23 protein-coding genes are annotated in these 23,451 nt (G+C 73.0%); 14 read left to right on the top strand and 9 right to left on the bottom strand.

Annotated elements, in window-relative coordinates; genetic code table 11:
• A partial coding sequence (locus tag F8568_RS39900; protein ID WP_151598894.1) for a hypothetical protein occupies positions 1-727 on the bottom strand: 727 nt, incomplete at its 3' end.
• Positions 728-868: 141 nt separating this feature from the next.
• On the opposite strand from F8568_RS39900, the gene bioD reads away from it, so the two are divergent.
• Positions 869-1,600 (top strand): dethiobiotin synthase, encoded by a 732-nt coding sequence (gene bioD / locus F8568_RS39895; protein ID WP_328601234.1) that lies wholly within the window; start codon positions 869-871, stop codon positions 1,598-1,600.
• Here bioD and F8568_RS39890 read toward each other — a convergent pair.
• On the bottom strand, positions 1,597-2,331 hold the full coding sequence (locus F8568_RS39890; RefSeq protein ID WP_151598926.1) for a GntR family transcriptional regulator: 735 nt from the start codon (positions 2,329-2,331) through the stop codon (positions 1,597-1,599). The two genes, bioD and F8568_RS39890, sit on opposite strands and share 4 nt — an antisense overlap.
• A gap of 112 nt (positions 2,332-2,443) precedes the next feature.
• Positions 2,444-3,610, bottom strand: a complete 1,167-nt coding sequence (locus tag F8568_RS39885) for an 8-amino-7-oxononanoate synthase (protein WP_151598892.1) — start codon at positions 3,608-3,610, stop codon at positions 2,444-2,446.
• A 73-nt stretch (positions 3,611-3,683) separates the two neighbouring features.
• Between F8568_RS39885 and F8568_RS39880 the strand changes: the two genes are divergently transcribed.
• Positions 3,684-5,366 (top strand): sensor histidine kinase, encoded by a 1,683-nt coding sequence (locus F8568_RS39880; RefSeq protein ID WP_151598890.1) that lies wholly within the window; start codon positions 3,684-3,686, stop codon positions 5,364-5,366.
• A 475-nt stretch (positions 5,367-5,841) separates the two neighbouring features.
• On the opposite strand, the gene F8568_RS39875 is transcribed toward F8568_RS39880, so the two are convergent.
• Both F8568_RS39875 and F8568_RS39870 read right to left on the bottom strand, forming a co-directional pair.
• Positions 5,842-6,102: a WhiB family transcriptional regulator gene (locus tag F8568_RS39875; protein ID WP_151598888.1), complete on the bottom strand. Its 261-nt coding sequence runs from the start codon at positions 6,100-6,102 to the stop codon at positions 5,842-5,844.
• 295 nt (positions 6,103-6,397) lie between these two features.
• Positions 6,398-7,339, bottom strand: a complete 942-nt coding sequence (locus tag F8568_RS39870; RefSeq protein ID WP_151598886.1) for a diacylglycerol/lipid kinase family protein — start codon at positions 7,337-7,339, stop codon at positions 6,398-6,400.
• 75 nt (positions 7,340-7,414) lie between these two features.
• Here F8568_RS39870 and F8568_RS39865 point away from each other — a divergent pair, with 75 nt between their 5' ends.
• Positions 7,415-7,930 carry a hypothetical protein gene (locus F8568_RS39865; protein ID WP_202125891.1) on the top strand — a complete coding sequence of 172 codons (516 nt, stop codon included), beginning with the start codon at positions 7,415-7,417 and terminating at the stop codon, positions 7,928-7,930.
• Between the two features lie 59 nt (positions 7,931-7,989).
• Here F8568_RS39865 and F8568_RS39860 read toward each other — a convergent pair whose 3' ends face one another.
• The 3 genes from F8568_RS39860 to F8568_RS39850 all read right to left on the bottom strand — a co-directional run bounded on the left by F8568_RS39860 (position 7,990) and on the right by F8568_RS39850 (position 10,308).
• A complete protein-coding gene (locus F8568_RS39860) occupies positions 7,990-8,805 on the bottom strand; it encodes an RNA polymerase sigma factor SigF (RefSeq protein WP_328601233.1) in 816 nt (271 codons plus the stop codon).
• On the bottom strand, positions 8,802-9,230 hold the full coding sequence (locus F8568_RS39855; RefSeq protein WP_151598884.1) for an ATP-binding protein: 429 nt from the start codon (positions 9,228-9,230) through the stop codon (positions 8,802-8,804). Before F8568_RS39855 ends, F8568_RS39860 begins: the two co-directional genes overlap by 4 nt.
• Before the next feature lie 142 nt (positions 9,231-9,372).
• The gene (locus F8568_RS39850) at positions 9,373-10,308 is read right to left on the bottom strand and encodes a sugar kinase (protein ID WP_202125890.1); all 936 of its coding nucleotides are present in this window, start codon (positions 10,306-10,308) and stop codon (positions 9,373-9,375) included.
• Positions 10,309-10,361: 53 nt separating this feature from the next.
• On the opposite strand from F8568_RS39850, the gene F8568_RS39845 reads away from it, so the two are divergent.
• From F8568_RS39845 to F8568_RS39795, 11 genes are all read left to right on the top strand, one after another.
• On the top strand, positions 10,362-11,531 hold the full coding sequence (locus F8568_RS39845; RefSeq protein WP_328601232.1) for a DUF5005 domain-containing protein: 1,170 nt from the start codon (positions 10,362-10,364) through the stop codon (positions 11,529-11,531).
• A gap of 3 nt (positions 11,532-11,534) precedes the next feature.
• Positions 11,535-12,497 (top strand): DUF4432 family protein, encoded by a 963-nt coding sequence (locus F8568_RS39840; protein WP_151598882.1) that lies wholly within the window; start codon positions 11,535-11,537, stop codon positions 12,495-12,497.
• Positions 12,494-13,291: an SDR family NAD(P)-dependent oxidoreductase gene (locus tag F8568_RS39835; RefSeq protein WP_151598881.1), complete on the top strand. Its 798-nt coding sequence runs from the start codon at positions 12,494-12,496 to the stop codon at positions 13,289-13,291. The genes F8568_RS39840 and F8568_RS39835 overlap by 4 nt, the downstream gene beginning before the upstream one ends.
• Entirely contained in the window at positions 13,292-14,104 is an 813-nt protein-coding gene (locus tag F8568_RS39830) for an SMP-30/gluconolactonase/LRE family protein (RefSeq protein WP_151598879.1), read from the top strand.
• 92 nt (positions 14,105-14,196) lie between these two features.
• Positions 14,197-14,889 carry a FadR/GntR family transcriptional regulator gene (locus F8568_RS39825; protein WP_151598877.1) on the top strand — a complete coding sequence of 231 codons (693 nt, stop codon included), beginning with the start codon at positions 14,197-14,199 and terminating at the stop codon, positions 14,887-14,889.
• Between the two features lie 145 nt (positions 14,890-15,034).
• Entirely contained in the window at positions 15,035-16,312 is a 1,278-nt protein-coding gene (locus F8568_RS39820; protein WP_151598875.1) for an ABC transporter substrate-binding protein, read from the top strand.
• 4 nt (positions 16,313-16,316) lie between these two features.
• Entirely contained in the window at positions 16,317-17,282 is a 966-nt protein-coding gene (locus F8568_RS39815; RefSeq protein ID WP_236009948.1) for a carbohydrate ABC transporter permease, read from the top strand.
• Positions 17,282-18,088: a carbohydrate ABC transporter permease gene (locus F8568_RS39810; RefSeq protein ID WP_151598873.1), complete on the top strand. Its 807-nt coding sequence runs from the start codon at positions 17,282-17,284 to the stop codon at positions 18,086-18,088. The genes F8568_RS39815 and F8568_RS39810 overlap by 1 nt, the downstream gene beginning before the upstream one ends.
• A 33-nt stretch (positions 18,089-18,121) precedes the next feature.
• Positions 18,122-21,160, top strand: coding sequence for a glycoside hydrolase family 38 N-terminal domain-containing protein (locus F8568_RS39805; protein ID WP_151598871.1), 3,039 nt, complete (start codon positions 18,122-18,124; stop codon positions 21,158-21,160).
• A gap of 2 nt (positions 21,161-21,162) precedes the next feature.
• Positions 21,163-22,398 (top strand): enolase C-terminal domain-like protein, encoded by a 1,236-nt coding sequence (locus F8568_RS39800; RefSeq protein WP_151598869.1) that lies wholly within the window; start codon positions 21,163-21,165, stop codon positions 22,396-22,398.
• Between the two features lie 70 nt (positions 22,399-22,468).
• Entirely contained in the window at positions 22,469-22,939 is a 471-nt protein-coding gene (locus F8568_RS39795; RefSeq protein WP_151598867.1) for a GNAT family N-acetyltransferase, read from the top strand.
• Between the two features lie 54 nt (positions 22,940-22,993).
• Here F8568_RS39795 and sodN read toward each other — a convergent pair whose 3' ends face one another.
• Positions 22,994-23,422: a superoxide dismutase, Ni gene (sodN, locus tag F8568_RS39790; protein WP_151598865.1), complete on the bottom strand. Its 429-nt coding sequence runs from the start codon at positions 23,420-23,422 to the stop codon at positions 22,994-22,996.
• Positions 23,423-23,451: the final 29 nt, after the last annotated feature.

Genomic DNA, 23,451 nt, shown 5'->3' with positions numbered 1-23,451 from the left:
TGTGCTCGTCTGGGAGCAGGGGGCGCAGGCGGACGGTGTAGGTCTTGCCGCCGCTGCGCCAGGCGGTGTTCGGGGTCGTCGAGGGGACCTTGCCGGACGCGGCGACCGTGCACACGGCGGCCCCGACCGGCGTGCCCTTGCCGAGCGGCGCCAGCGGCCAGCTGCGGACCGGGCCGTCGGCCACCGCGCCCTGCGACGCGAGCACCGCCACCGCGGACGGCTCGTACGGCCGGGGACCGGACGCGACGTCGGCCTTCGGCCACCGGGCGGGATCGAGCCGCGCCTGGAACGCCGTCGCCGGGTCCGGCCGCACGCCCGGCTCGGCGATCTCGCTGTGCGCGCCGTCCAGGGTGAACTCCAGCACCATCGCGTCCGCGACGTGCCCGGCGGGGACGGTGTGCGAGCGGCCGAGGCCGGCGGCGCGCGCCTCGGCGAGCAGGCGGTCGCGCGCCGCGGGCGTGAGCCGGTACTCGGTGACCTTCGCCTGGGACGCGACGAGCGCGCGGCCCGTCGAGTAGAGCGAGAAGCCGGGCAGCGCGCCCGGGCCGCCGAGGCCGGCGATGCCGCCGGTCTTGCGCATCCGCAGGACGAGGTGCTCGCCGCGCGGGGAGTCCTTCGCGGGCTGTGTCGCGGATCCGCCGGGTGCGAGCGAGTGCGGCGGCTCGGCCACGCCCGACGCCCCGCCGCAGGCCGCCAGCGTGCCCGCGCACGCGAGCGCGGTGATCAAGCTGGTACGTGTGTGCGAACCGGCCATGCGCCTTGGACGCGCCGCCGCCCCGCCCGGTTCCCGCCGCTACAAAATCGGCGGCGGAAGACTGTGGGATCCGGCGGCCGACCGGGCCCCGGTCCGCGCGCTAGGGTGCCGGGCGTGAGTGTGCTCGTAGTGACCGGGACCTGCACGGGCGTCGGCAAGACGATCGTCACCGCGGCGCTGGCCGCCGTCGCCGCCGCGCGCGGCGCGTCCGTCGCCGTGGTCAAGCCCGGCCAGACCGGGACGGACGGCGGCGAGCCCGGCGACCTCGACGAGGTGCGGCGGCTCGCCGGCGTCGAGGACGTGCACGAGTCCGCGCGCTTCCCCGACCCGCTGTCGCCCGCCGCCGCGGCCCGCCGCGCGGGCGTCCCGCCGGTCCGGCTGCCGGACGTCGCCAAGCACGTCCAGGAGCTCGCCGCGACCCGCCGGCTCGTGCTGGTGGAGGGCGCGGGCGGGCTGCTCGTCCGCTACGACGAGGAGGGCACCACCATCGCCGACCTGGCGCGCTGGCTCGGCGCCGCGGTCGTCGTCGCGACCCGCCCGGACCTCGGCACGCTCAACCACACCGCGCTGACGCTGGAGGCGATGGCGCACCGCGGTGTGCAGCTCGCCGGCGTGGTCATCGGCGCCTGGCCGGACGACCCCGACCTGGCGATGCGCAGCAACATCCGGGACCTGGAGACCATCGCGGCGCGCCCGCTGTCGGGCGTGCTGCCCGCCGGGGCGTCCGCCCTCGACCCCGCCGAGTTCCTGCTCGCCGCGCACCGGGGCCTGGCCCCGGCGTTCGGCGGCACCTTCGACCCCGCCGCCTTCCGCGAGGCCCACGCCCCCGAGGCGCCGCAGAATTAGGTGTCGCGGCGCAGCCGGGTGATGAACTTGTACCGGTCGCCGCGGTACAGCGACTGCGCCCATTCGACGGGCTGACCCGTCCTGTCGAAGGCGTGCCGGGACAGCAGCAGCATCGGCAGGCCGACGTCGACGCCGAGGAGCTGCGCGTCGTGCGGCGTGGCGAGGACCGTCTCGATCGTCTCCTCCGCCTCCGTCAGGTGGACGTCGTAGGCGGTCGCGAGGGTCTCGTACAGGGAGCGGTGCCGGGGCAGCTCGCGGCGCAGGCCGGGGAAGCGGCGCGCCGGCAGGTGCGAGGTGTCGACCGACATCGGCTCCCCGTCGGCGAGCCGGAGCCGGTGGACGCGCAGCACCCGCCCGCCCGGGCGGATGCACAGCAGGGCGGCGAGGCGCTCGTCGGCGCTGACGTACCCGGCGTCCAGGATGCGGGTCTCCGGGCGCAGCCCGTGGTGGCGCATGTCCTCGGTGTAGGAGACGAGCTGGAGCTCCTGCGACACCTTCGGCTTGGCGACGAACGTGCCCTTGCCCTGGATGCGCTGCAGCCGCCCCTCGACGACGAGCTCGGCGAGGGCCTGCCGGACGGTCGTCCGGGACGTCTCGTACTTCTCCGCCAGCGCCCGCTCAGGAGGCAGCGGGCTGCCCGGCGGCAGCGACTGGATGAGTTCGACGAGGAGTTCTTTGAGCTTGTAGTACTTCGGGATGCGCGGCGCCTGGCTGGTGTGGCGCCTGCCCAGCTCGCCGAGCGCCGCCCGGTCGAAGCCGCGCTCGAACCCGTCCCCGTGCCGGGGCCCGCCCCTGACCTCCGTCACGGCATCTCCTCACGTTCATCATCGGTTTCCCCCGATGTTATGCGTGAAGACTACGGCCGGTAGAGCGCGCGATCTCCGCCAGGGCCGCCCGCAGCCTTGTGAGGTCCGACTCGTCGACCGTGGCGCGCGCGGTGAGCCGCAGGCACGCCCGGCCCTTCGGCACGGACGGCGGCCGGAAGCAGCCGACGCGCAGCCCGTGCTCAGCGCAGATCCCGGCGGCGCGGACCGCGTCGTCGGGCTCGCCGAGGAACACCGGGACGACGGCGGCGGCCGGATCGGCGGTCTCCAGTCCGGAACCGGCCGCGAGGTTTGCCATCGCGCGGGCGGTGGCACGGGCCCGGCCGGGCAGGTCCGGGTCGGCCTCCAGGACGTCGAGCGCGGCGAGCGCGGCGCCGGCGGCGGGCGGGTTCAGCCCGGTGTCGAAGATGAACGACCGGCCGGTGTCCAGCAGCGCCTGGACCACCTCGGGCGCGCCGAGGACGGCGCCGCCCTGCGCGGCGAGCGACTTCGACAGCGTCAGCGTGAGGACCACGTCGGGTTCGCCGGCCAGCCCGGCGGCGTGCGCGGCGCCGCGTCCGCCGTCGCCGACGACGCCGAGCGCGTGCGCCTCGTCGATCACCAGCAGCGCCCCGTGCGCCCGGACGATCCGGTGCAGCTCCGCCAGCGGCGCGAGGTCGCCGTCCACGGAGAACACCGCGTCGGTGACGACGACCGCGTGGTCTTCGTCACGTCCGGCGAGGACCTGCTCGACGGCCCCGGCGTCCCGGTGCGGGACGATCGCGACGCGGGCCCGCGACAGCCGGCACGCGTCCACGATCGAGGCATGGTTGACCTGGTCGGACACCACCAGCGTGCCGGGCCCGGACAGCGCGGTGACGGCGCCGAGGTTGGCCAGGAAGCCGGAGGAGAACACCAGCCCGGCGGCGCTGCCGGTGAACGCGGCGAGCCGCCGGTCCAGCTCGGCGTGCAGCTCGGTGGTGCCGGTGACCAGCCGGGACCCCGACGACCCGGTGCCCCACGCGCGCGCGGCGGCGACCGCGCCCGCCACCAGCCGCGGGTCGCGGGACAGGCCGAGGTAGTCGTTGGACGCGAGGTCGGCCAGGCCGTCGTGGTCGGCGCCGCGGGGGCGCAGCGTGCGCCGCAGGCCCGCCTCGGCGCGCCGGGCGGCGGCGTCCCGGAGCCGGGCGAGGGGGTCGTCGGTCATGCCCGAATCCTGCCAGGTGGGGGGCGGCGGTGACGGCGCCGGGGCACCGGAACGGATAGGCGATGATGGTCGTGTGCCTACCTTGACCGATCTGGTCCGCGATCACACCGACCTCACCGAGACCGATGTGGAGTGGCTGCACGCGCTGGTGTCGGACTGGCAGCTCCTCGCCGACCTGTCGTTCGCCGACCTGCTGCTGTGGGTGCCGCTGCGGTCCGGCGCGGCGGTCCCCGCCGACGGGCCGGGCGCCCGGGGCGGACGGCGCGGCGGCGGCACGATCGACACCGGCGCCGCCGTGCAGGGCTGGGTGGCGATCGCGCAGATGCGGCCGACGACCGGGCCGACCGCCTACCCCGAGGACCTCGTCGGCAAGGTCGTCCGGACGGGCCGGCGCGGGCTGATCGACGTGGCGTGGCGGGAGCGGCGGATCGTCCGGGAGGGCGACCCCGAGTGGGGCAGCGGCATCCCGGTCCGGGAGGAGTCGATCCCGGTGCGCCGCGGCGCCAAGATCCTCGGGGTGATCCAGCGCAGCACCAACCTCAGCTCGGCGCGCACCCCGTCCCGGCTGGAGCTGACCTACCTGCAGAGCGCCAGCGACCTCGCCAAGATGATCTCCGAGGGGCGGTTCCCGGTGCCGGGCGAGGAGCCGAACATGGTCCGCTCGCCGCGCGTCGGCGACGGGCTGATGCGCCTGGACCGCGGCGGCGGCGTCACCTACGCCAGCCCGAACGCCCAGTCCGCCTACCGGCGCCTCGGCCTGCCGTCCGACCTGGTCGGCGAGTCGCTCGGCAAGGTCACCGCCGACCTGTGCGACACCGGCGAGCCGCTGGAGGAGGCGCTCAGCGTCGTGCTCAGCGGCCGCGCCCCGCGCGAGGTGGAGGTCGAGGCCAACGGGTCGGTCATGCAGCTGCGGACGATCCCGCTGGTCGTCGGCGGCACCCGGATCGGCGCGATCGTGCTGTGCCGGGACGTCACCGAGCTGCGCTGGCGCGACCGGGAGCTGATGACCAAGGACGCCACCATCCGGGAGATCCACCACCGGGTGAAGAACAACCTGCAGACCGTCGCGGCGCTGCTGCGGCTCCAGGCGCGCCGCCTGCAGATCCCCGAGGGACGCGCGGCGCTGGACGAGGCGGTCCGCCGCGTCGGGTCGATCGCGATCGTGCACGAGACCCTGTCGCACACCCCGGACGAGCTGATCGACTTCGACGACATCGCGGACCGGGTGATCATGATGGCGGGGGAGGTGTCCACCCCGGAGACCAAGGTCGCGCCGAAGCGCACCGGCAGCTTCGGGGTGCTGCCCGCCGAGGTCGCGACGCCGCTGGCGATGGCGCTCACCGAGCTGCTGCAGAACGCGCTGGAGCATGGCCTCGCCAACCGGTTCGGCACGCTGGAGGTCGTCGCGCACCGCTGCGGGGAGGGCGAACCGCCGCCCGAACCGGCGGGCGTGCCGGTCTGGGGGGAGTGGCCCGGCTCCGACGCCCACGAGCCGCGCGTCCCGCGGGAGGCGCCCGCCGAACCCCGGCCCGCCGCCGGGCCGCGGCTCGTCACGATCGTCGCCGACGACGGGGTCGGCCTGCCCCCCGACTTCGACGTGGAGAGCAGCAACAGCCTCGGCCTGCAGATCGTCCGCACGCTGATCGTCGGGGAGCTGGGCGGCAGCCTCGACTTCCGCGACCGCCCCGGCGGCGGCACCGAAGTCGTCGTCGACATTCCTCTTGTTGATCGCAATGCCCTTGGCGTCAGGCGGTAGACCGCCTTCCTTCGGCGGGCGCTGTGTTGATTGCATCGCCCTCGGCGGTCAGGCGCCAGGGCGCCTTCCCTTCAACGGGCGCTGTGTTGATTGCATCGCCCTCGGCGGTCAGGCGCCAGGGCGCCTTCCCTTCAACGGGCGCTGCGTGCGATCGCTGCATCGCTCCGACTCGCCTAGCGGCTCGCTGCGCGATCAAGTTCTCGCAGGCTCGAACTTGGCTTCGCTCGCGATCGCGACGGTTCGGGTCGCTGCGGGGCTGGGGTGGTGGCTGGGGTTGTTGTATCGATTCGACCCGCCCTGGGGGCTCGCTGCGCGATCGGATTCTCGCTTCGCTCGAATCCGGCTTCGCTCGCGATCGCGACCGTCCAGGTCGCCGCGGGCTGGGGTTGTTGTGGCGGTGTTTCTCATGCCGGCGGCGCCGGCTTTCCGGCCTTTGAGGCTCGGAAGCGGCGCCGCGGGGGGGCTTGCTCGTGGGTTAGAGACCGGCGTTCGCGCGGGCTCGTGCTCGGCTGGCGCGGCGCTTGAGGGCGCGGCGCTCGTCCTCGCCCATCCCGCCCCAGACGCCCGAGTCCTGGCCGGAGTCCAGCGCCCAGCGCAGGCAGGCGTCGGTGACGTCGCAGCGCCGGCATACCTGCTTGGCCTCTTCGATCTGCAGGATCGCGGGCCCGGTGTTGCCGATCGGGAAGAACAGCTCGGGGTCCACGTCACGGCAGGCAGCGCGGTGGCGCCAGTCCATGCGGTCCACTCCTTCGTCAGGTGGTGTGAGACACTCCACGTTTGTGAACGGCTTCACATGTCGCGAACGCCCGGAGCGGCGGTGGCCGGAGATCCGAGGGTGATTGTTCCGCGGCGCTGCGAGCAGGAGGCGGACGACGTTGGGGCCCCTGTCGGCTGGCGCACTTTGAGCGTGTCAGCCGGGCGCGGGCAGACGCAAGACCTTTGAGAAAGGATTCTCAAAGTATGGGTGTCGCATGTGTCACACCTGTGGGTCGGGTGTGTTACTTGGCTCTCAACATGGCGTGACGGCGGTCTCAGATGAGGATGCGGACCGCCTTCGGCACCGAGCGGAACGTCACGCTGCGCTGTTCTCCGAGGTAGTCGCCGTCCAGCTGAAAGGCCACGGGACGGTCCGCGCGGAGGGTGACCTCCGTCGCATCGTGCACGTTCACGACGTCGCGGCCCTGCACCGGACGGGTCCGCACCAGCATCATCTGCGCGAGTGCCGCGAGGACCGGGCCCGCCGCCATCGTCCGCATCCCGAACAGGTCCAGCCCGCGCGCGAAGTTCGACTTCGGACTGGGATTCACCGGCAGCCGGCCCATGAAAGTCCACGGCGCGGTATTGGAGACGAACGCGAGGAACAGGCCGGCTTTCGGCGGGCGCCCCGGCACTTCCAGGGTGAGCGCCGGATGGCGCCGATCCGTGCCCGTGAAGAAATGGCGGACCGCGGCCCGCACGTACAGTGACGGATCGGCCTTCGCGCCCGCGCCGCGGCGGCGTTCCACCTCCCGGACGACCTCCGCGTCCAGCCCGACTCCGGCGTTGAAGGTGAAATAGCGCTCCGCGCCGTCCGGCAGGGACGCCGTGCCCAGCCCGACCGTCCGGTACCGCCCGGCGCGCAGCGCCTCCAGCACCGACCGCGCCGCGCCGACCGGGTCGTTCGGCAGCCCGAGCGCGCGGGCGAACACGTTCGCGCTCCCCGACGGCAGCACCGCCAGCGCCGGCAGGTCCGCCGACGGGCCGTCCGCGAGCAGGCCGTTCACCGTCTCGTTCACGGTGCCGTCGCCGCCGAGCGCGATCACCGCGTCGTAGTCCTCCGCGGCGGCCCGGCGGGCGAGCTCGGTCGCGTGCCCGCGGTGGGCGGTATCGGCGATCTCGAGGTCGAGGTCACCGGCGAAGGCCCGGACGAGGATGTCGCGGGCCCGCCGGGAGGTCGAGGTCGCCTTGGGGTTGGCGATGAGCATGGCGCGCACGGCGCCAGCGTATCGAGCGTTTCCCGTGCGTTTCCCCACGCATCGGCCGCGGCGGCGGGCGAGTAGGGTTTCGTTGTGACCGATCGTCCCATCACCGTGCGGGCCGCCGCCGCCCTGGAGGGCGCGGAGGGCCTCGGCGCCGTCGCGTTCGGCGTCTACACCGGCGTGGAAACCGCCTCGGGCGCCGCCGTCGACCCGGTGAGCGCGATCGGCGTGACCGTGCTCGCCCTCGCCGGCGGCGCGGGCATGCTCGCCTGCGTCCGCGGCCTGCTGCGCGGCGCCCAGGGCAGCCGCGCCCCCACGGTCCTGACCCAGCTGTTCGCGCTGCCCGTCGCCTGGTCGCTGTGGCAGAGCGAGCGGCCCGCGATCGCCGTGCCGATGGGCGTCGTCGCCGTGCTCGCGCTGGTCGCGGTGCTGAGCCCGGCGAGCACCGCCTGGCTCGTCCACGATCATGACGAGGACGAGGAGGACGAGGCCCCGCCGCGCGCCGCGGAGCCGCGCCCGGAGGACGACCGGTCCCTCGGGCGGAAGCTCATGGACCGCCTCAAGGAGCAGCCGGCCAAGGACGCGGGGACGTCCGCGAAGAACTGACCTCGAAACGCCGAGGGGCCCTGGGGAGATGCGTCCCCGGGGCCCCTCGGCGTTCGGCGTCACTCGTCGGCGGTGAGGCCCTCGCGCAGCTGCGCGAGCGTGCGGGCCAGCAGCCGCGACACGTGCATCTGGGAGATGCCCAGCTCCGCCGCGATCTGCGACTGCGTCATGTTGCCGAAGAACCGCAGCAGCAGGATCTTCTTCTCGCGCGCGGGCAGCTTCTCCAGCAGCGGCTTGAGCGACTCGCGGTACTCCACGCCCTCCAGCGACTCGTCGATCATGCCGAGCGAGTCCGCCACGGCGGGCGCGTCCTCATCGCCGGAGTCGGGCGCGTCGAGGGACACCGTGGAGTAGGCGTTCGCCGACTCCAGGCCCTCCAGCACCTCCTCCTCGCTCATCTGCAGGTGCGCGGCGAGCTCGCTGACCGTCGGCGCCCGGCCCTCGCGCTGGGCGAGGTCGCTGATCGCCTTCGTCAGCGACAGCTTCAGCTCCTGGAGCCGGCGCGGCACCCGCACCGCCCAGCCCTTGTCGCGGAAGTGCCGCTTGATCTCCCCGACGATCGTGGGCGTGGCGTAGGTGGAGAACTCGACGCCGCGCTCCAGGTCGAACCGGTCGATCGACTTGATCAGCCCGATGGTGGCGACCTGGATCAGGTCGTCCAGCCACTCGCCGCGGTTGCGGAAGCGGCGGGCCAGGTACTCCACCAGGGGCAGGTGCAGCTCGACGAGCTGGTCGCGGATGCGCTGCCGCTCCGGGTCGCCCTCGGGAAGCCCGGCGAGGCGCTCGAACAGCGCGCGGGCCCGCGCGCGGTCCGGTACGCCGCTGCTCTCGGACCGCTCGTTGCTCGCGCCGGCGATGGTCGTCTTCTCTGTCACGGGGCCCCCGCCGTACCGCGCCGCTTCTGCAGCGTCACGGTCACCCGGTCGTCGGAGCCGATCTGCGCGTCGACCTCGCCGGCCAGCGACGACAGCACGGTCCACGCGAAGGTGTCGCGGTTGGGCTCCTGGCCGTCCACGGTGATCACCGACACCGAGATGCGCATCGCCTCCCCGGTCAGCTCGAACTCGCACGACAGGTCCGTCCCGGGGACGGCCTGGGAGAGCAGCATCGCGCACGCCTCGTCGACCGCGATGCGCAGGTCCTCTATCTCGTCCAGCGTGAAGTCCAGCCTGGCGGCCAGCCCCGCGGTCGCGGTTCTGAGCACGGACAGGTAGGCGCTCGCGGCGGGCAGCTTCACTGTCACCACGTCGCGCACGGACAACTGTGTACTGGCAGGCATGGCAGCGGTTTCCTCGGTCACGTCACTCCCTCGCAGGATGGTCCCGCTGCCTCCGAAACTACCGCCTGCGGAGCCCACTGCGAGACTCCGGCGCGCACAGGTTTCGACCGGTTGTCCGAGTATTGACTAAATGATCTGGTCCCCGGCGGGGCGGCGGGCGGCGTCACGGCACGGGGCGGCGGCCCGGAAGCGGCGGCAGGAGCGCGCCGGGGCGGCCGATCACCTCGGCGGCCAGCCGGGTGCCCGCCTCGGCGGCGGCGCGCCGGCCCGCGCCGGCCAGCCGGGCGGCCAGATAGGCGCCGTTGAACGCGTCGCCCGCGGACGTGGTGTCGACCACGCGGACGTCCGGGACGGCGGGGACGGCCTCCATGGAGTCGCGGTCGGCGATCACGCAGCCCGCGGCGCCGAGCTTGACGACGATCTCCGGCACGCCCGCGTCGCGGAGCCGCTCGACGCAGTCCCGGGCGGACGCGTCGCCGTGCACGATCCGGTCGTCGTCCAGGGACGGCAGGGCGATCGAGGTGTGCGCGAGGACGGCGGACGCGGCCCCTGCCGCCGCGCCGGGGGACGGCCAGCCGCTCGGCCGGTGGTTGCCGTCGTAGGCGACGAGGCCGCCGCGCCGCCGGGTCTCCGCCAGCACCTCCGCCAGCCGGGCCCGGGCGGGCTCCGCCATGATCGAGAGGGTGATGCCGGACAGGTAGACGAGGTCGTGGCCGGCGACCGCGTCGTCGATCGCGGCGGGCTGGTCCGGGCCGAACAGCTCGCGGGCGGGCGATTCGCTCCGGTAGTGCTGGAACGTCCGCTCGCCGTGCTCGTCGGTGCGGATCAGGTAGAGGCCCGCGCGGCCGCCGGGACGGATCCGCGCGTACCGGTCGCCGACGCCGTGGGCGTGCCAGGCCGCGCGCATCTCCGCGCTGTAGGGGTCGTCGCCGGTGACCGTGACGAACTGCGCGTCCAGGGTCCCGGGCGCGGCGCTGCGGGCCAGGTAGGCGGCGGTGTTGAAGACGTCCCCGGCGTAGCCGAGGGCGAGCCGGTCCGGCGCCAGATGCCGCAGTTCGATCATGCATTCGCCGATGAGGGCGACCCGGGGAGCGTTCACGGGCAGCACGATACATCTAGACAACAAATCATCTAATGACCAAACTACTGGCCGTGCGCAGAAGATCCCCCTGGCGCGGCCTCGCCGCCGGCGTTCTCACCCTGGCCCTGTCCACGACGACCTTCACCGCCCCCGCCCGTGCCGCCGCCACCGCCGCGCAGGCGTGCGGCGGCACCCCGACCCCGTCCTTCCAGGGCTCGGCGCCCGACGCCGGGCTGAACGCCCTGTTCACCCGCTACGGCAACGACAACCGCCGGACCGACGACTGGACCGGCGCGGACAGCACGTTCTCCACCACCCTGCCCGGCGGGAAGGTGGCGTTCGTGTTCTCCGACACCTTCCTCGGCGAGGTCGGCGCCGGCGGCACCCGCCCGCCGGTCGTCGACGAGGGCGGCACCACCCCGTTCATCAACAACTCGTTCGTGGTCAAGTCGGGCGACCGGCTGAGCACCGTGCACGGCGGCACCCGCGAGCAGCCGGCGGCCGTCATGCCGCCGCGCGACGGTGAGCACTGGTTCTGGGCCGGCGACGCGATCACCGCGGGCGGCCGGGTCCAGGTGACCTACCAGGAGTACGAGCGGTTCGGCCCCGGCATCTGGGACTGGCGCTGGCTCCGCAACGTCGTCGCGAAGTTCCGGCCCGACCGGCTGTCCGAGCCCGTCAGCGTGACGCCGATCCCGTCGTCCAAGGGGATCTCCTGGGCGTCCTGGCTGCAGCGGTCGGACGGCATGATCTACGTCTACGGCGTCGAGGACCTCGGCGACACCAAGTACATGCACCTGGCCCGCGTCCGCGGCACCGACCTCACCGGGCCGTGGGAGTTCTACGCGGGCGACGGCACCTGGTCGCGCGACGAGGCCGACTCCGCGCGGATCATGGACGGCGTCGCCAACGAGTACAGCGTCACCCGGATGGGCCGCGCCTACATGCTCATCACCCAGGACACGACCGTGAAGTTCAACACGAACATCGTCGCGTACTTCTCCTGCTCGCCGCAGGGCCCGTTCACCGGGAGGACCACCGTCTACTCGACGCCCGAGACCGGCGCGAACGGCAGCTACGGCAACCCCAACGTGTTCACCTACAACGCCCACGTCCACCCGGAGCTGGGCCGCCCCGGCAGGCTCGTCATGTCCTACAACGTCAACAGCCTCGTCAACACCGACCACTACAAGGACGTGTCCATCTACCGGCCCCGCTTCGTCGACCTGAAGTTCGGCTGACCGATGGCGTACCGACGGCATCGCCCGGCCCGCAACTGGGGCGCGCGCCTGCACGAGATCACCTGGTTCGGGATGCGCGCCGTCGTGCTGGAGAACGAGCTGCTGCGCGTGACCGTCCTCGCGGACAAGGGCGGCGACGTCGCCGAGTTCTGCTTCAAGCCGCGCGACATGGACTTCGTCTGGCTCGCGCCGGACGGGATCCGCAACCCGCGCGACGTGGCGGGCGGCGCGGGCGACGACGTGGCCGCGTTCCTCGACCACTACGAGGGCGGCTGGCAGGAGGTGCTGCCCAACGGCGGCGAGCCGAGCACCTACCGCGGCGCCGCGCTGGCGCAGCACGGCGAGGTCGCCGGGCTGCCCTGGGACGTCGAGATCGCGGCCGACGACCCGTCCGAGGTCGCGGTGCGGCTGACCGTGCGGGCGCGGCGCGTGCCGCTGCGCGTGGTGAAGACGTTCCGGCTCCTGTCCGGCGAGGCGGAGCTGCGCGTCGACGAGGAGCTGACCAACGAGTCGGGGGTCGGGCTGGAGGTGATGTGGGGCCACCACATCGTCTTCGGCGCCCCGTTCCTGCGTCCCGGGCACCGGATCCGGTTCCCGGACGGGGCCGCCGCCGATCCCGGGCTGGCGGTCGTGCCCGAGCGCGGCGCGCCGAGCGACATCCACTACCTGTCCGGGTTCCGGGACGGCCGTTACGAGATCATCGACCCGGACGCGGCCCTCGGCCTGCGGGTCCGGTGGGACGCCGCCGTCCTGCCCGACCTGTGGGTATGGCGGGAGCTCGGCGCGATCCGCGAGGCGCCCTGGTGGGGCCGTGCGTACGTGGTGGGTCTCGAGCCGTTCGCCGGACGGCCGACCGAGGGCCTCGCCGAGGCGGTCCGCAACGGGTCGGCGCTCGCCCTGCGGCCGCACGAGACCAGGCCGCTGTGGCTGCGCGCGGCCGTGATCGAGGGGGGAGAGACGCGATGAGGGAGTTCGGCGGCAAGGTCGCCGTGGTCACCGGGGGGTCGCTCGGCATCGGCCGGGCGGTCGTCCGGCGGCTCGCGGAGGACGGCGCCGCGGTCGTCTTCTGCGGCATCGACGAGGACGGCGTCCGCGCCGCCGAGGCGGAGCTGCGCGGCGCCGGCCTGGACGTGACCGGCGTCGTCGCCGACGTCACCGACGCCGCGCAGATGCGGGGCCTCGTCGGCCGCGCGGTCGACGCGCACGGCGGCCTCGACACCGTCGTCACCTGCGCCGGGATCCAGCGGTACGGGACGGTCGAGGACACCGACGAGGAGCTGTGGGACGAGGTCCTGGACGTCAACCTCAAGGGCGTCTTCCTGGTCTGCAAGGCGGCCGTCCCGGAGCTGCGGCGGCGCGGCGGCGGCACGATCGTCACGGTGTCGTCGGTCCAGGCGTTCGCGTCGCAGGACCGGGTCGCCGCCTACACCGCGAGCAAGTCCGCGATCAACGGGCTCACCCGGGCGATGGCGCTGGACCACGCCGCCGACGGCATCCGCGTGAACGTCGTGTGCCCCGGCTCCGTCGACACCCCCATGCTGCGCTGGGCCGCCGACCTGTTCCGCGGCGATCTGAGCCAGGACGGCCAGGTCGCCGAGTGGGGCCGGGCGCATCCGCTCGGCCGCGTCGCGCGGGCGGAGGAGGTCGCCGAGATGGTGGCGTTCCTCGCCGGCCCGCGCTCCTCGTTCATCACCGGGGCCGAGCACCGCGTCGACGGCGGCCTGCTCGCCCGCAACCCCGCCGCACTCCCGGAGGTCTGAATGCCGGACGCCCGCGTCTTCTTCGACGGCCTGTTCAGCAGCCCGCGCCTCGACCACCCCGAGTGCGTGGCGGTCCATCCCGACGGCAGCGTCTGGTGCGGCGGGGAGGCCGGCCAGATCTTCCGCGTCGACCCGGCGGGCGAGAGCGTCGAGCAGGTCGCGAGCACCCACGGGTTCGTGCTCGGCATCGCGTTCGACGCGTCCGCGGAGCATCTGTACATCTGCGACATCGAGCACCCCGGCGTGTTCCGCCTCGACCTGGCGTCCGGCGAGGTGTCGCTGTTCGCCGACGGCGCGGACGGCCACCGCTTCGTCAACCCGAACTACCCGGTGATCGACGCGGCGGGCCGGATCTACGTCTCCGACAGCCGGCAGATCGACGACCCCGGCCCCTCGGTGTTCCGCTACGCGCCGGACGGCGCCGGCGAGGTCTGGGACGAGCGTCCGATGGCGTTCGCCAACGGCCTCGCGCTGGCCCCGGACGAGTCGGCGCTGTACGTCGCCGAGTCGTTCCTGCCCGGGATCACCCGCGTCGAGATCCGGCCGGACGGCACCGCCGGCGACCGCTCGACGGCCGCCGAGCTGCCCGGCACCGTCCCCGACGGCATCGCCTTCGGACCCGACGGCCTGCTCTACGTCGGTCTCTACGAGCCCAGCGAGGTGCTGCGGCTGGCGCCGGACGGGCGGCCGGAGACGGTCGTCCGCGACCCCACCGCCCATCTGCTCTGCCACCCGACCAACCTGGCGTTCCGGGGCACCACGGCGTTCGTGGCGAACCTGGGCCGCTGGCACATCAGCGCGTTCGACCTCTGACCGCGGCTCGAGGAGCACGGCCGGGCCTGGACAGCCCAGTACATCAAATGATTAGATGACTTGACTTCTTTATGAAGGAGACGAGGTACAGGATGACCAAGGACGTGGCCCGGCCCAGCCTCTCCGACGCGCTCACCGAGCGCGTGCTTGAGCTGATCCGCGCCGGCGGGCTGCGTCCCGGCGACCGGCTCCCCTCGGCGCGGGAGCTGTCCGAGCGCTTCGCGGTGACCACCCCCACGCTCCGCGAGGCGCTGCGCCGGCTCGAGGCCACCGGCGCCGTCCAGATGCGGCACGGCTCCGGCATCTACGTCGGCGCCGACCTCGAACGGGTCGTCATCCCCAACCCCAACGTCCGGCCGCTGCAGGGCGACCAGCTCCTCCAGCTGCTGGACGCCCGGCTGCTCATCGAACCCCCGCTGGCCGCGATGGCCGCCCGCCGCGCCGAACCCGGCGACCTGGAGCGGCTGCGCACCGTCCTGGACCACGCGGGCCGGCACCTGGAGGGCGAGGACGCCGCGCTGGACGCGGCGAACATGTCCTTCCACCGCGCCGCCGCGCACGCGTCCGGGAACGCCGTGCTCGGCGAGGTCATCGACTCGCTGCTGTCGGTGCACGGCGCCGAGCAGCGGGAGATACTGCGGATCTTCGACGACCGGCGCCGCGACCACGACGACCACCGCGCCATCCTCGGCGCAATCGAGGCCGGCGAGGCCGAACGCGCCGAGGAGCTGATGCGCGCGCACCTGCGCGACGTCACGAAGGTCATCGCGTCCCGGCTCACCTGACCCCGCCACCGCCCCCGGCCCCCGACCGTCCACGACCGCCCCTGACCCCCCGTCCGCAGGCCCGCGCCGGGCCGGCGGTCCCCTTCAGCACACCCAGAACACCCTCAGCCGACCTCCAACCACCCCACGAACCAGGGAGGCCCCCATGCCGTCGATGCGCATGCGCACGACCGCCGTCCTCGCGGCGGCCGCGGCGCTGGCCGCGGTCGCGGGCTGCGCCTCGGGCAACGACTCGGGAGGGTCGAAGTCCGGGCTCAGGCTCTACAACGACAAGGGCGCGTGGAAGCCCTTCTTCGAGCAGATGAGCGCGCTGGGCAAGCAGCAGACCGGGCTGGACATGAAGCCCGTCGGGTACACCGACGAGCCCACCTACACCGCGTTCATCAAGTCCTCGTTCCGCACCAAGGTCAAGCCGGACCTGTTCACCTGGCAGACCGGCGGGCGCCTCCAGGAGATCGTCGAGCAGAAGCAGGTCGCCGAGACCACGTCGATCTGGCAGGACGCCATCAAGAGCGGCGACCTCACCCAGGACCTCGCCAAGTACTACACGGTCGGCGGCAAGCAGTACTGCGTGCCGCTCAACACCGGGTACTGGGGCATGTTCTACAGCAAGAAGATCTTCGCCAAGTACGGCCTGGCGCCGCCGGCCACCTGGGCCGACCTGATGAAGATCGCGCAGACGCTGAAGAGCAAGGGCCAGGTCCCGTTCAACCAGACCACGCCGACGTCGCTGTTCTCCTTCGCCTGGTTCGAGCAGCTGCTCGCCGGCACCGACCCCGACCTGTACGAGCGGCTGTCCACCGGCCAGGCGTCCTACACCGACCCCGGCGTGGTCAAGGTGATGCAGCAGTGGAAGTCGATGATCGACGCCGGCTACTTCTCCAACCCCGGCGACAAGGCCGACCCCGCCGACCACTTCAAGGCCGGCGACGCCGCCATGGTGATCAACGGCACCTGGTTCAACACCAGCATGACCCAGCGCGGCCTCAAGCTCGGCACCGACTACGGGTTCTTCCTCATCCCGAACGTCTCGCCGTCGCTGCCGAAACGGTCGCTGATCTTCGAGAGCGGGCCGCTGTGCTCGCTGCGCAAGGCGCCCGACGCCGCCGCGAGCACCAAGTACCTGAAGTGGTGGATCACCCCCGCCGCGCAGGAGAAGTGGGCGAACGCGCGCGGCGACGTGTCCGGCAACCCCAAGGTCAAGATCGCCGACCCGGAGCTGGACAAGGTCACCAAGGAGGCCGCGAGCGGCCAGAACCGGCTGGTGCTCCGCTACTTCGAGGCGGCGCCCGCGCCCGTCCTCACGGCCGCGCTCAGCGGGTTCGACGGCTTCCTCAGCAAGCCCGGCTCGTACATGAGCGTGCTCAAGGACATCCAGAAGGCCAACGAGGACTACTGGAAGAACCACAAGGCCGGAAGCTGAACCGATGACCGACCAGACGACCGCCGTGCGCGCGGGGACCCCGCACCGCCGCGCGCACGGCGGGCACCACCGGCGCGGCGGGACGGGCGGGCGCCTCCCGGGCGGGTTCGCGATGCACGGCCGGTTCCGGCACGCCTACCTCACCCCGGCCGTCCTCTTCGTCGCGGTGCTGATCTACCTGCCGTTCCTGTGGACCGCGTACCTCAGCCTCACCAGCTACGACGGGCTCGGATCGCCGAAGTTCACCGGCCTGGACAACTACCGGCGGTTGTTCCAGGACGAGGCGCTGCTCACCTCCGTCCGCAACACGCTGCTGTGGGTCGTGGGCACCACGGTCCTGCCGGTCGGGCTCGGCCTGCTGGTCGCGGTGCTGTCGTACAACATCAAGGGCGGCGCCTGGTACCGGTTGCCGTTCCTCATCCCGTACGCGATGTCGGGCGCCGGCCTCGGCCTCATCTGGGGCTTCATCCTGCAGCCCGACGGCATGGCCAACCAGGTGCTGTCGTTCCTCGGCCTGCCCGGCGGCCACACCGAGTTCCTCCAGGACGGCCCGCGCAACACCCTCGCGATGATCGTGGTGTGGGCGTGGCAGCAGCTCGGCGTGAACATGCTGCTGTTCGTCGTCGGCCTCCAGTCGATCCCGCGCGCGCCGATCGAGGCCGCCCGCATCGACGGCGCGTCCGGCTGGCAGCTGTTCCGGCACGTCATCTGGCCGCTGATGCGGCCGCTCACCACCGTGGTGTTCGGGCTGGCGCTGGTCGCGAGCCTGAAGACGTTCGACATCGTCTGGGTGATGACGCAGGGCGGCCCCGGCCGCACCTCCGAGACCCTCGCGGTGACCATGTACCGGCAGGTCTTCGTCGCCGACGAGTACGGCTACGGGTCGGCGATCGCGGTGGCGCTCACCACCGTCACCGGCCTCGCCTCCTACGTCTACCTACGCCACCAGCTCGCCGGGGAGGCCTCCTGATGCGCCGCGCCGTGCTGATCGTCCTCGGCCTGGTGTGGCTGTTCCCGACGTACCTGATCGTCGCGAACGCCGTCCGCCCCGCCGGCGACTACGACCCGTCCGACGCGGTGAAGCCGCCCGGGTCGATGGGCCTGTTCGACAACATCTCCGAGGCGTGGAGCCGCACCGACGTCGGCGCGACGCTCGGCAGCACCGCGATCTACAGCCTCGTCGCGCCGGCGCTCGCCGTGCTGTTCGGCGCGCTCGCCGGGTACGCGATCGTGGTGCTGCGGGTCCGGTTCGGGTTCCTCTGGTTCATCGTGATCTTCGCGGGCACCGTCGTGCCGTTCCAGATGCTGCTCGTGCCGCTGTTCGTCGGCTACAGCAAGGTGTCGCTGTACGACGACCAGATGGGCCTGGTGCTGGTCCACACCGCGATCAGCGTGCCGCTCGCCGCGCTGGTGATGCGCAACTTCTTCGGCTCGGTGGCGGTCTCGATCTTCGAGGCGGCGCGGCTGGACGGCGCGTCCACCTTCCGCATCTTCTGGCGCATCTACCTGCCGCTGTCGTCGGCCGCGCTCGCCGCGGTGTTCATCCTCGAGTTCACCTACGTCTGGAACGACCTGCTGTTCGGGCTGACGCTGGCGCAGTCCGACAACGTCCGGCCGGTCTGGGCGGAGCTGTCGGCGCTCACCACCGACGTGTACGCCGGGACGCCCGTCCCGGTCGCGCTGGCCGCCGGGCTCGTGGTCTCGCTCCCCACGGTCGTGCTGTTCCTCGCGACGCAGCGGCTGTTCACCCGCGGGCTGACGCTCGCCCAATTCTGACCCCCCGGTCACAGTCATTCTGAGAGGACACGGATGACCAGTCGGCTCCTGACGGAGAGCCTCGGTTCCCCCGACTACGACGGAATCCGCGCCGCCCTCCGCCACGACACCTCCACCGAGGTGCTCGCGGTCCGCGGGCTGTCGGTGCGGGCGGCGGTGGTCCCGCTGTTCAGGCGGGACGCGGCCGGCGCGCTCCGGCAGGCCGTCCGGATCGAGGCGGGCCCCGGGCTGACGCTGCGGCTCGGCGACGCCGAGGAGCGCACCGGCGACGACGGCCGGGCGACCCTGCTCGTCCCCGCCGTCGACGCCCCGCGCCGCCTCACCCTCGAGGTGCGGGACGAGGCGGGCCTCGTCGGCGCCGCCCCGCTCGATGTCACCCCGCAGCGCAAGTGGAGCGTCTTCGTCGTCCACCACTCGCACCTGGACATCGGCTACACCGACACCCAGGGCATGGTCCTGCGCCACCACCTCGACTACCTCGACGCGGCGCTGCGGCTGTCCCGCGAGACCGACGGGCGGCCCGACGACGCCCGGTTCCGCTGGTCGGTCGAGTCGTCGCTGCCCGCGCTGCGCTGGCTCGCCACCCGCCCAGGCGACCAGGTCGCCGAGTTCGTCGACCGGACCCGCAGCGGGAACATCGAGGTCACCGCGTTCCCCATGCAGCTGCACACCGAGGCGTGCTCGACCGACGAGCTGTACCGGCAGTTGCGGTTCGTGGAGGACCTGCGCGGCCGGCACGGCATCGACGTCCGCTCCGCCATGCACACCGACATCCCCGGCGCGGTCGTCGGCGTCGTCGACGCGCTGAACGCCGCGGGCGTCCGCTATCTCGCGGCGGCGCACAACTGGGCGGGACGCTCCGTCCCGTACATCACCGGCGGCGACAAGCTCGGCCGCCCGTTCCGCTGGCGCGCGCCGAGCGGCCGCGAGCTGATCGTGTGGTTCACCGACACCCCGCACGGCATGGCGTACATGGAGGGCAACACCGTCGGGCTCGTCGACGGCTACGACCTCGCCGAGGACCTGCTCCCGCGCTACCTGTCGTCCCTCGCCGACCGCCCCTACCCGTACGGGCCGGGCACCTTCGGCTGGTACGCGGCGCCCGGCCAGGTAGGCGCCGACAAGGCCCCCGACGTCCTCGACGCCGTGCACCTGCGGGTGCAGGGCGCGCACGCCGACAACGCCGGTCCGTCGATCATGCCCGCCGACATCGCGCTGCGCTGGAACGCGACATGGGAGTACCCCCGGCTGCGCATGGCGACCAACGCCGACTTCTTCGAGCACGTCGAGGAGCACCACCACGACCGGCTCCAGGTCCACGAGGGCGACTGGACCGACTGGTGGGCCGACGGCCTCGGCTCCGGCGCCCGCCCGCTCGGCCACGTCCGCCGCGCGCAGAACGTCCTGCGCACCGCCGAGACGCTGCACGCCCTCGCCGGGGCCGAGGCCGAGGGCCTCGACGACGCCTACGACAAGGCCGCGCTGTTCGACGAGCACACCTGGGGCGCCGCCAACCCGTGGGAGGACGCCGAGGAGGGCACCGGCTCCGGCGGCCTGCAGTGGACCCGCAAGTCCGCCGTCGGCTACCAGTCCTGCGACGACGCCCTCGACCTGCTGCAGGCCGGGGCGCGCCGGTTCGGCGCCGCGCTCGCGCCCGCACCCGGCGCGCTCGCCTCGTTCGCCGTCCTGAATCCCGGCTCCGCCGCGCGGACCGACGTCGTCCGCGCGTTCCTGCCGCGCGACGTGGTGCCCGTCGACGTCCCGGTGACGCTGCTCGACGCCCGCACCGGCGACCCGCTGCCGCACCACGAGGAGGAGGTCGACCCCGACGAGTGGCCGACCCGCCCCATCGGCCGCCACCTGGAGGCCGTCGTCCCGGACGTCCCCGGCATGGGCCGCGTGCGCCTCGACGTCGTCCGCGGGGACACGCCCGCGCCCGAACCCGTCGACCTCGGCCGCGACGGCGTGATCGAGAACGAGTACTACCGCGTCACCTACGACCTCGCCGAAGGCCACCTCGCCTCCGTCTTCGACAAGGCGGCCGGCCGCGAGCTGGTCAACGCCGACGCCGCCGCCGGGTTCGGCCAGTACGTCTACGACCGGTACGCCACCGCGCCGCACTTCAATCACATGTCCGGGCACATGCTCGTGCACGACCGGACGCTCCTCGGCGACCGCGCCCTCGGCCGGCACGCCGCCGTCGTGAAGTGCGAGCGCACCGCCGTCGGAGAACGCCTCGTCGTGGAACTCACCGGCAAGGGCGCCGACTGGATCCGCACCACCCTCGAGCTGCACGCGGGCGTGCCGCGCCTCGACCTGCGCTTCCAGCTCGGCAAGCAGCCCACGGCGACCAAGGAGGCGGTGTTCTTCGCCTTCCCGTTCGCGTCCGGCGGACCACCGGCGGCGTGGGAGCTGACCGGCGGCGTCGGCGGCACCGGCGTGCCGAGCGTCCCCGGATCGGCCGAGCACATGCGCCCGATCCGGCACTGGGTCGCGTTCGAGGACCCCGACCTGACCGTCGCATGGGCGACGCTGGAAGCGCCCCTCGTCCAGTTCGGCTCCATCCACATGCCGTACGCGCCGTTCCCGCCGACCGTCGACGACGAGCCCGCCACCGTCTACTCCTGGGCGCTGAACAACATCTGGGACACCAACTTCCCGTCGCAGCAGCAGGGCGAGACCACCTTCCGGTACGCCGTCGCGTCCGCCGCCGGCGACGTCCCCGGGCGGCGGCTCGGCGCCCTCGCCGCCGCCGGGCTCACCGACCCGTTCGTCGCGACGCTCACGACCGGGACCGGGCCGGCGGCGCCCGCCGAGGCGTACGCGTCCGTCGACGACCCCGACGTGCACATCACCTCGATCGGGCGGCGCGGCGCCGACCTCGTCGTCCGGCTCCGCTCGCTCGCCGCCGCGCCCGTCGAGACGGTCCTGGCCGTCCCCGGGATGCGCCGTGCGATCGTCGACTCCGGCCTCGGCCGCGACGCCGCCGAGGCGCCCGTCCGCGACGGCGCCGCGACCGTCCGCCTGCCCGCCTGCGGGATCGTCGCCGTCACGGTGAAGGGGAACCTCTGACAATGAAGATCACCGGCATCCGGGCCACCACCGTCGCGGTCCCGCTGGAGGCGCCGCTGCTGCACAGCAACGGCGCGCACTGGGGCCGCTTCGTCCGCACGATCGTCGAGGTCGAGGCGGACAACGGCCTGGTCGGACTGGGCGAGATGGGCGGCGGCGGGCAGAGCGCCGAGGACGCGTTCCGCGCGCTCGCGCCCTACCTGGAAGGGCACGACCCGTTCGAGCTGGAGGCCCTCCGCTTCAAGATCGCCAACCCGACGGCGAGCCTGTACAACAACCGCACCCAGATGCTCGCCGCCATCGAGTTCGCCTGCCTCGACCTCGTCGGCAAGCACCTCGGCGTGCCCGTCCACGACCTGCTCGGCGGGCGCGTCCGCGACAGCGTCCCGTTCGCGTCCTACCTCTTCTACCGCTACCCGGGCGCCGGCGGCCGGACGCCGGAGGTCCGCACCCCCGAGCAGCTCGTCGCGCACGCCCGCGACCTCAAGGAACGGCACGGCTTCACCGTCCACAAGCTGAAGGGCGGCGTCTTCCCGCCCGCCTACGAGCTGGAGTGCTACCGGGCGCTCGCCGAGGCGTTCCCCGGCGACCGGCTGCGCTACGACCCCAACGCCGTGCTCAGCCTCGACGAGGGCCTCCGGTTCGCCAAGGCCATCGAGCCGCTCGACAACGACTACCTCGAAGACCCCGTCTGGGGCCTGGAGGGGCTGCGGCTCGTCCGCGAGAGGACGCCGACGCCGCTCGCCACCAACACCGTCGTCGTCAACTTCGAGCAGCTCGCCACCAACGTGCTGCACCGCAGCGTGGACGTCGTCCTCCTCGACACCACGTTCTGGGGCGGCATCCGCGCGTGCGTCAAGGCGGCCGGCATCTGCGACACCTTCCAGCTCGGGGTGTCGGTGCACTCGTCCGGCGAACTCGGCGTCCAGCTCGCCACCATGCTGCACCTCGGCGCCGTCCTGCCGAACCTCACCTACGCCGCCGACGCGCACTACCACCACCTCGCCGGCGACGTCATCGAGGGCGGCCCGTTCCGGTACGCGGACGGGCGGATCGCGGTGCCGTCCGGGCCCGGCCTCGGCGTCACCCTGGACCGCGACAAGGTCGCCGAGTACGCCGAGCTGTACCGCGAGCTCGGCGGCTACCCCTACGACCGCGACCCGGGCCGCCCCGGCTGGTACCCGCTCGTCCCGAACGAGCGGTGGGCCGACCCGGAGGCGCCGCTGGCCGCGCTCTGACCAGGACGGCCCAGGACGGCCCAGGACGGCCCGGGACGGCGCACGCGGCGGCCTGGCATAGCCTTTCGGCATGATCCGCCCTGCCGCCCCCGACGACGTCCCCGAGATCCTCCGGTTCATCCGCGAGCTGGCCGAGTACGAGCGCGCCCTGCACGAGGTGAAGGCCACCGAGGAGCAGCTGCACGCACGGTTCTTCGGCGACGACCCGCGCGCCCACGTGCTCATCGCCGAGCACGAGGGCCGCGTCGCCGGGTTCGCCGTGTGGTTCCTCACGTTCTCCACGTGGAACGGCACGCACGGCATCCACCTGGAGGACCTCTTCGTCGACCCGGGCGTCCGCGGCCACGGCTACGGCAAGGCGCTGCTCACCGAGCTCGCCCGCATCGCCGACGAGCGCGGCTACGGACGCGTCGAGTGGGCCGTCCTCGACTGGAACGAGCCCGCGATCGGCTTCTACGAGTCGCTCGGTGCGCGCCCCCAGGACGAGTGGACGACCTACCGCCTCACCGGCGACGCCCTCATCAAGCTCGCCCGCTCGTGACGGCACGACCGAGGCCCGGCCCCGAGCGGGACCGGGCCTCGAAGCGGGCCGTGCTCAGCCCTGCTTGGTCTCCCAGAAGATCTTCGAGATCTCCTCGATCTTCGCGAGCAGGTCGTCGGCGACCTTCGGGTCCATGCTGCCCTTGGTGCCGGAGGCGCCGGCGAGCTTGGTCGCCTCGTTGAACAGCTGGTGGAGCTGGGGGTACTTCTCGAAGTGCGGCGGCTTGAAGTAGTCGGTCCACAGCACCCACAGGTGGTGCTTGACCAGCTCGGAGCGCTGCTCCTTGATCAGGATCGCGCGGGCGCGGAACTCGGGGTCCTCGTTGGCCGCGTACTTCTCGGTGATCGCCTTGACCGACTCGGCCTCGATCCTGGCCTGCGCCGGGTCGTAGACGCCACACGGCAGGTCGCAGTGCGCGGAGACCGTGGTCTTCGGGCGCAGAAGCTTGAACACCTGCGATTCCCTTCCCTCGTTGCGGATCATGCTCAGGTCACCGACATTACCCTTGTGCC

Source organism: Actinomadura physcomitrii, assembly GCF_008923205.2.
Lineage (GTDB): Bacteria > Actinomycetota > Actinomycetes > Streptosporangiales > Streptosporangiaceae > Spirillospora > Spirillospora physcomitrii.
The sequence above is the reverse complement of the archived record's forward strand: the minus strand, read 5'-3'. Positions and strand labels throughout refer to the sequence as shown.

Excerpts from the sequence above, each read along its gene's own strand:
- F8568_RS39885 (WP_151598892.1), bottom strand. The coding sequence starts at position 3,610 with ATGACCGACGACCCCCTCGCCCGGCTCCGGGACGCCGCCGCCCGGCGC.
- F8568_RS39875 (WP_151598888.1), bottom strand. The coding sequence starts at position 6,102 with ATGGACTGGCGCCACCGCGCTGCCTGCCGTGACGTGGACCCCGAGCTG.
- F8568_RS39840 (WP_151598882.1), top strand. The coding sequence starts at position 11,535 with ATGGCGTACCGACGGCATCGCCCGGCCCGCAACTGGGGCGCGCGCCTG.
- F8568_RS39835 (WP_151598881.1), top strand. The coding sequence starts at position 12,494 with ATGAGGGAGTTCGGCGGCAAGGTCGCCGTGGTCACCGGGGGGTCGCTC.
- F8568_RS39830 (WP_151598879.1), top strand. The coding sequence starts at position 13,292 with ATGCCGGACGCCCGCGTCTTCTTCGACGGCCTGTTCAGCAGCCCGCGC.
- F8568_RS39825 (WP_151598877.1), top strand. The coding sequence starts at position 14,197 with ATGACCAAGGACGTGGCCCGGCCCAGCCTCTCCGACGCGCTCACCGAG.
- F8568_RS39820 (WP_151598875.1), top strand. The coding sequence starts at position 15,035 with ATGCCGTCGATGCGCATGCGCACGACCGCCGTCCTCGCGGCGGCCGCG.
- F8568_RS39815 (WP_236009948.1), top strand. The coding sequence starts at position 16,317 with ATGACCGACCAGACGACCGCCGTGCGCGCGGGGACCCCGCACCGCCGC.
- F8568_RS39810 (WP_151598873.1), top strand. The coding sequence starts at position 17,282 with ATGCGCCGCGCCGTGCTGATCGTCCTCGGCCTGGTGTGGCTGTTCCCG.
- F8568_RS39805 (WP_151598871.1), top strand. The coding sequence starts at position 18,122 with ATGACCAGTCGGCTCCTGACGGAGAGCCTCGGTTCCCCCGACTACGAC.
- F8568_RS39800 (WP_151598869.1), top strand. The coding sequence starts at position 21,163 with ATGAAGATCACCGGCATCCGGGCCACCACCGTCGCGGTCCCGCTGGAG.
- F8568_RS39795 (WP_151598867.1), top strand. The coding sequence starts at position 22,469 with ATGATCCGCCCTGCCGCCCCCGACGACGTCCCCGAGATCCTCCGGTTC.
- sodN (WP_151598865.1), bottom strand. The coding sequence starts at position 23,422 with ATGATCCGCAACGAGGGAAGGGAATCGCAGGTGTTCAAGCTTCTGCGC.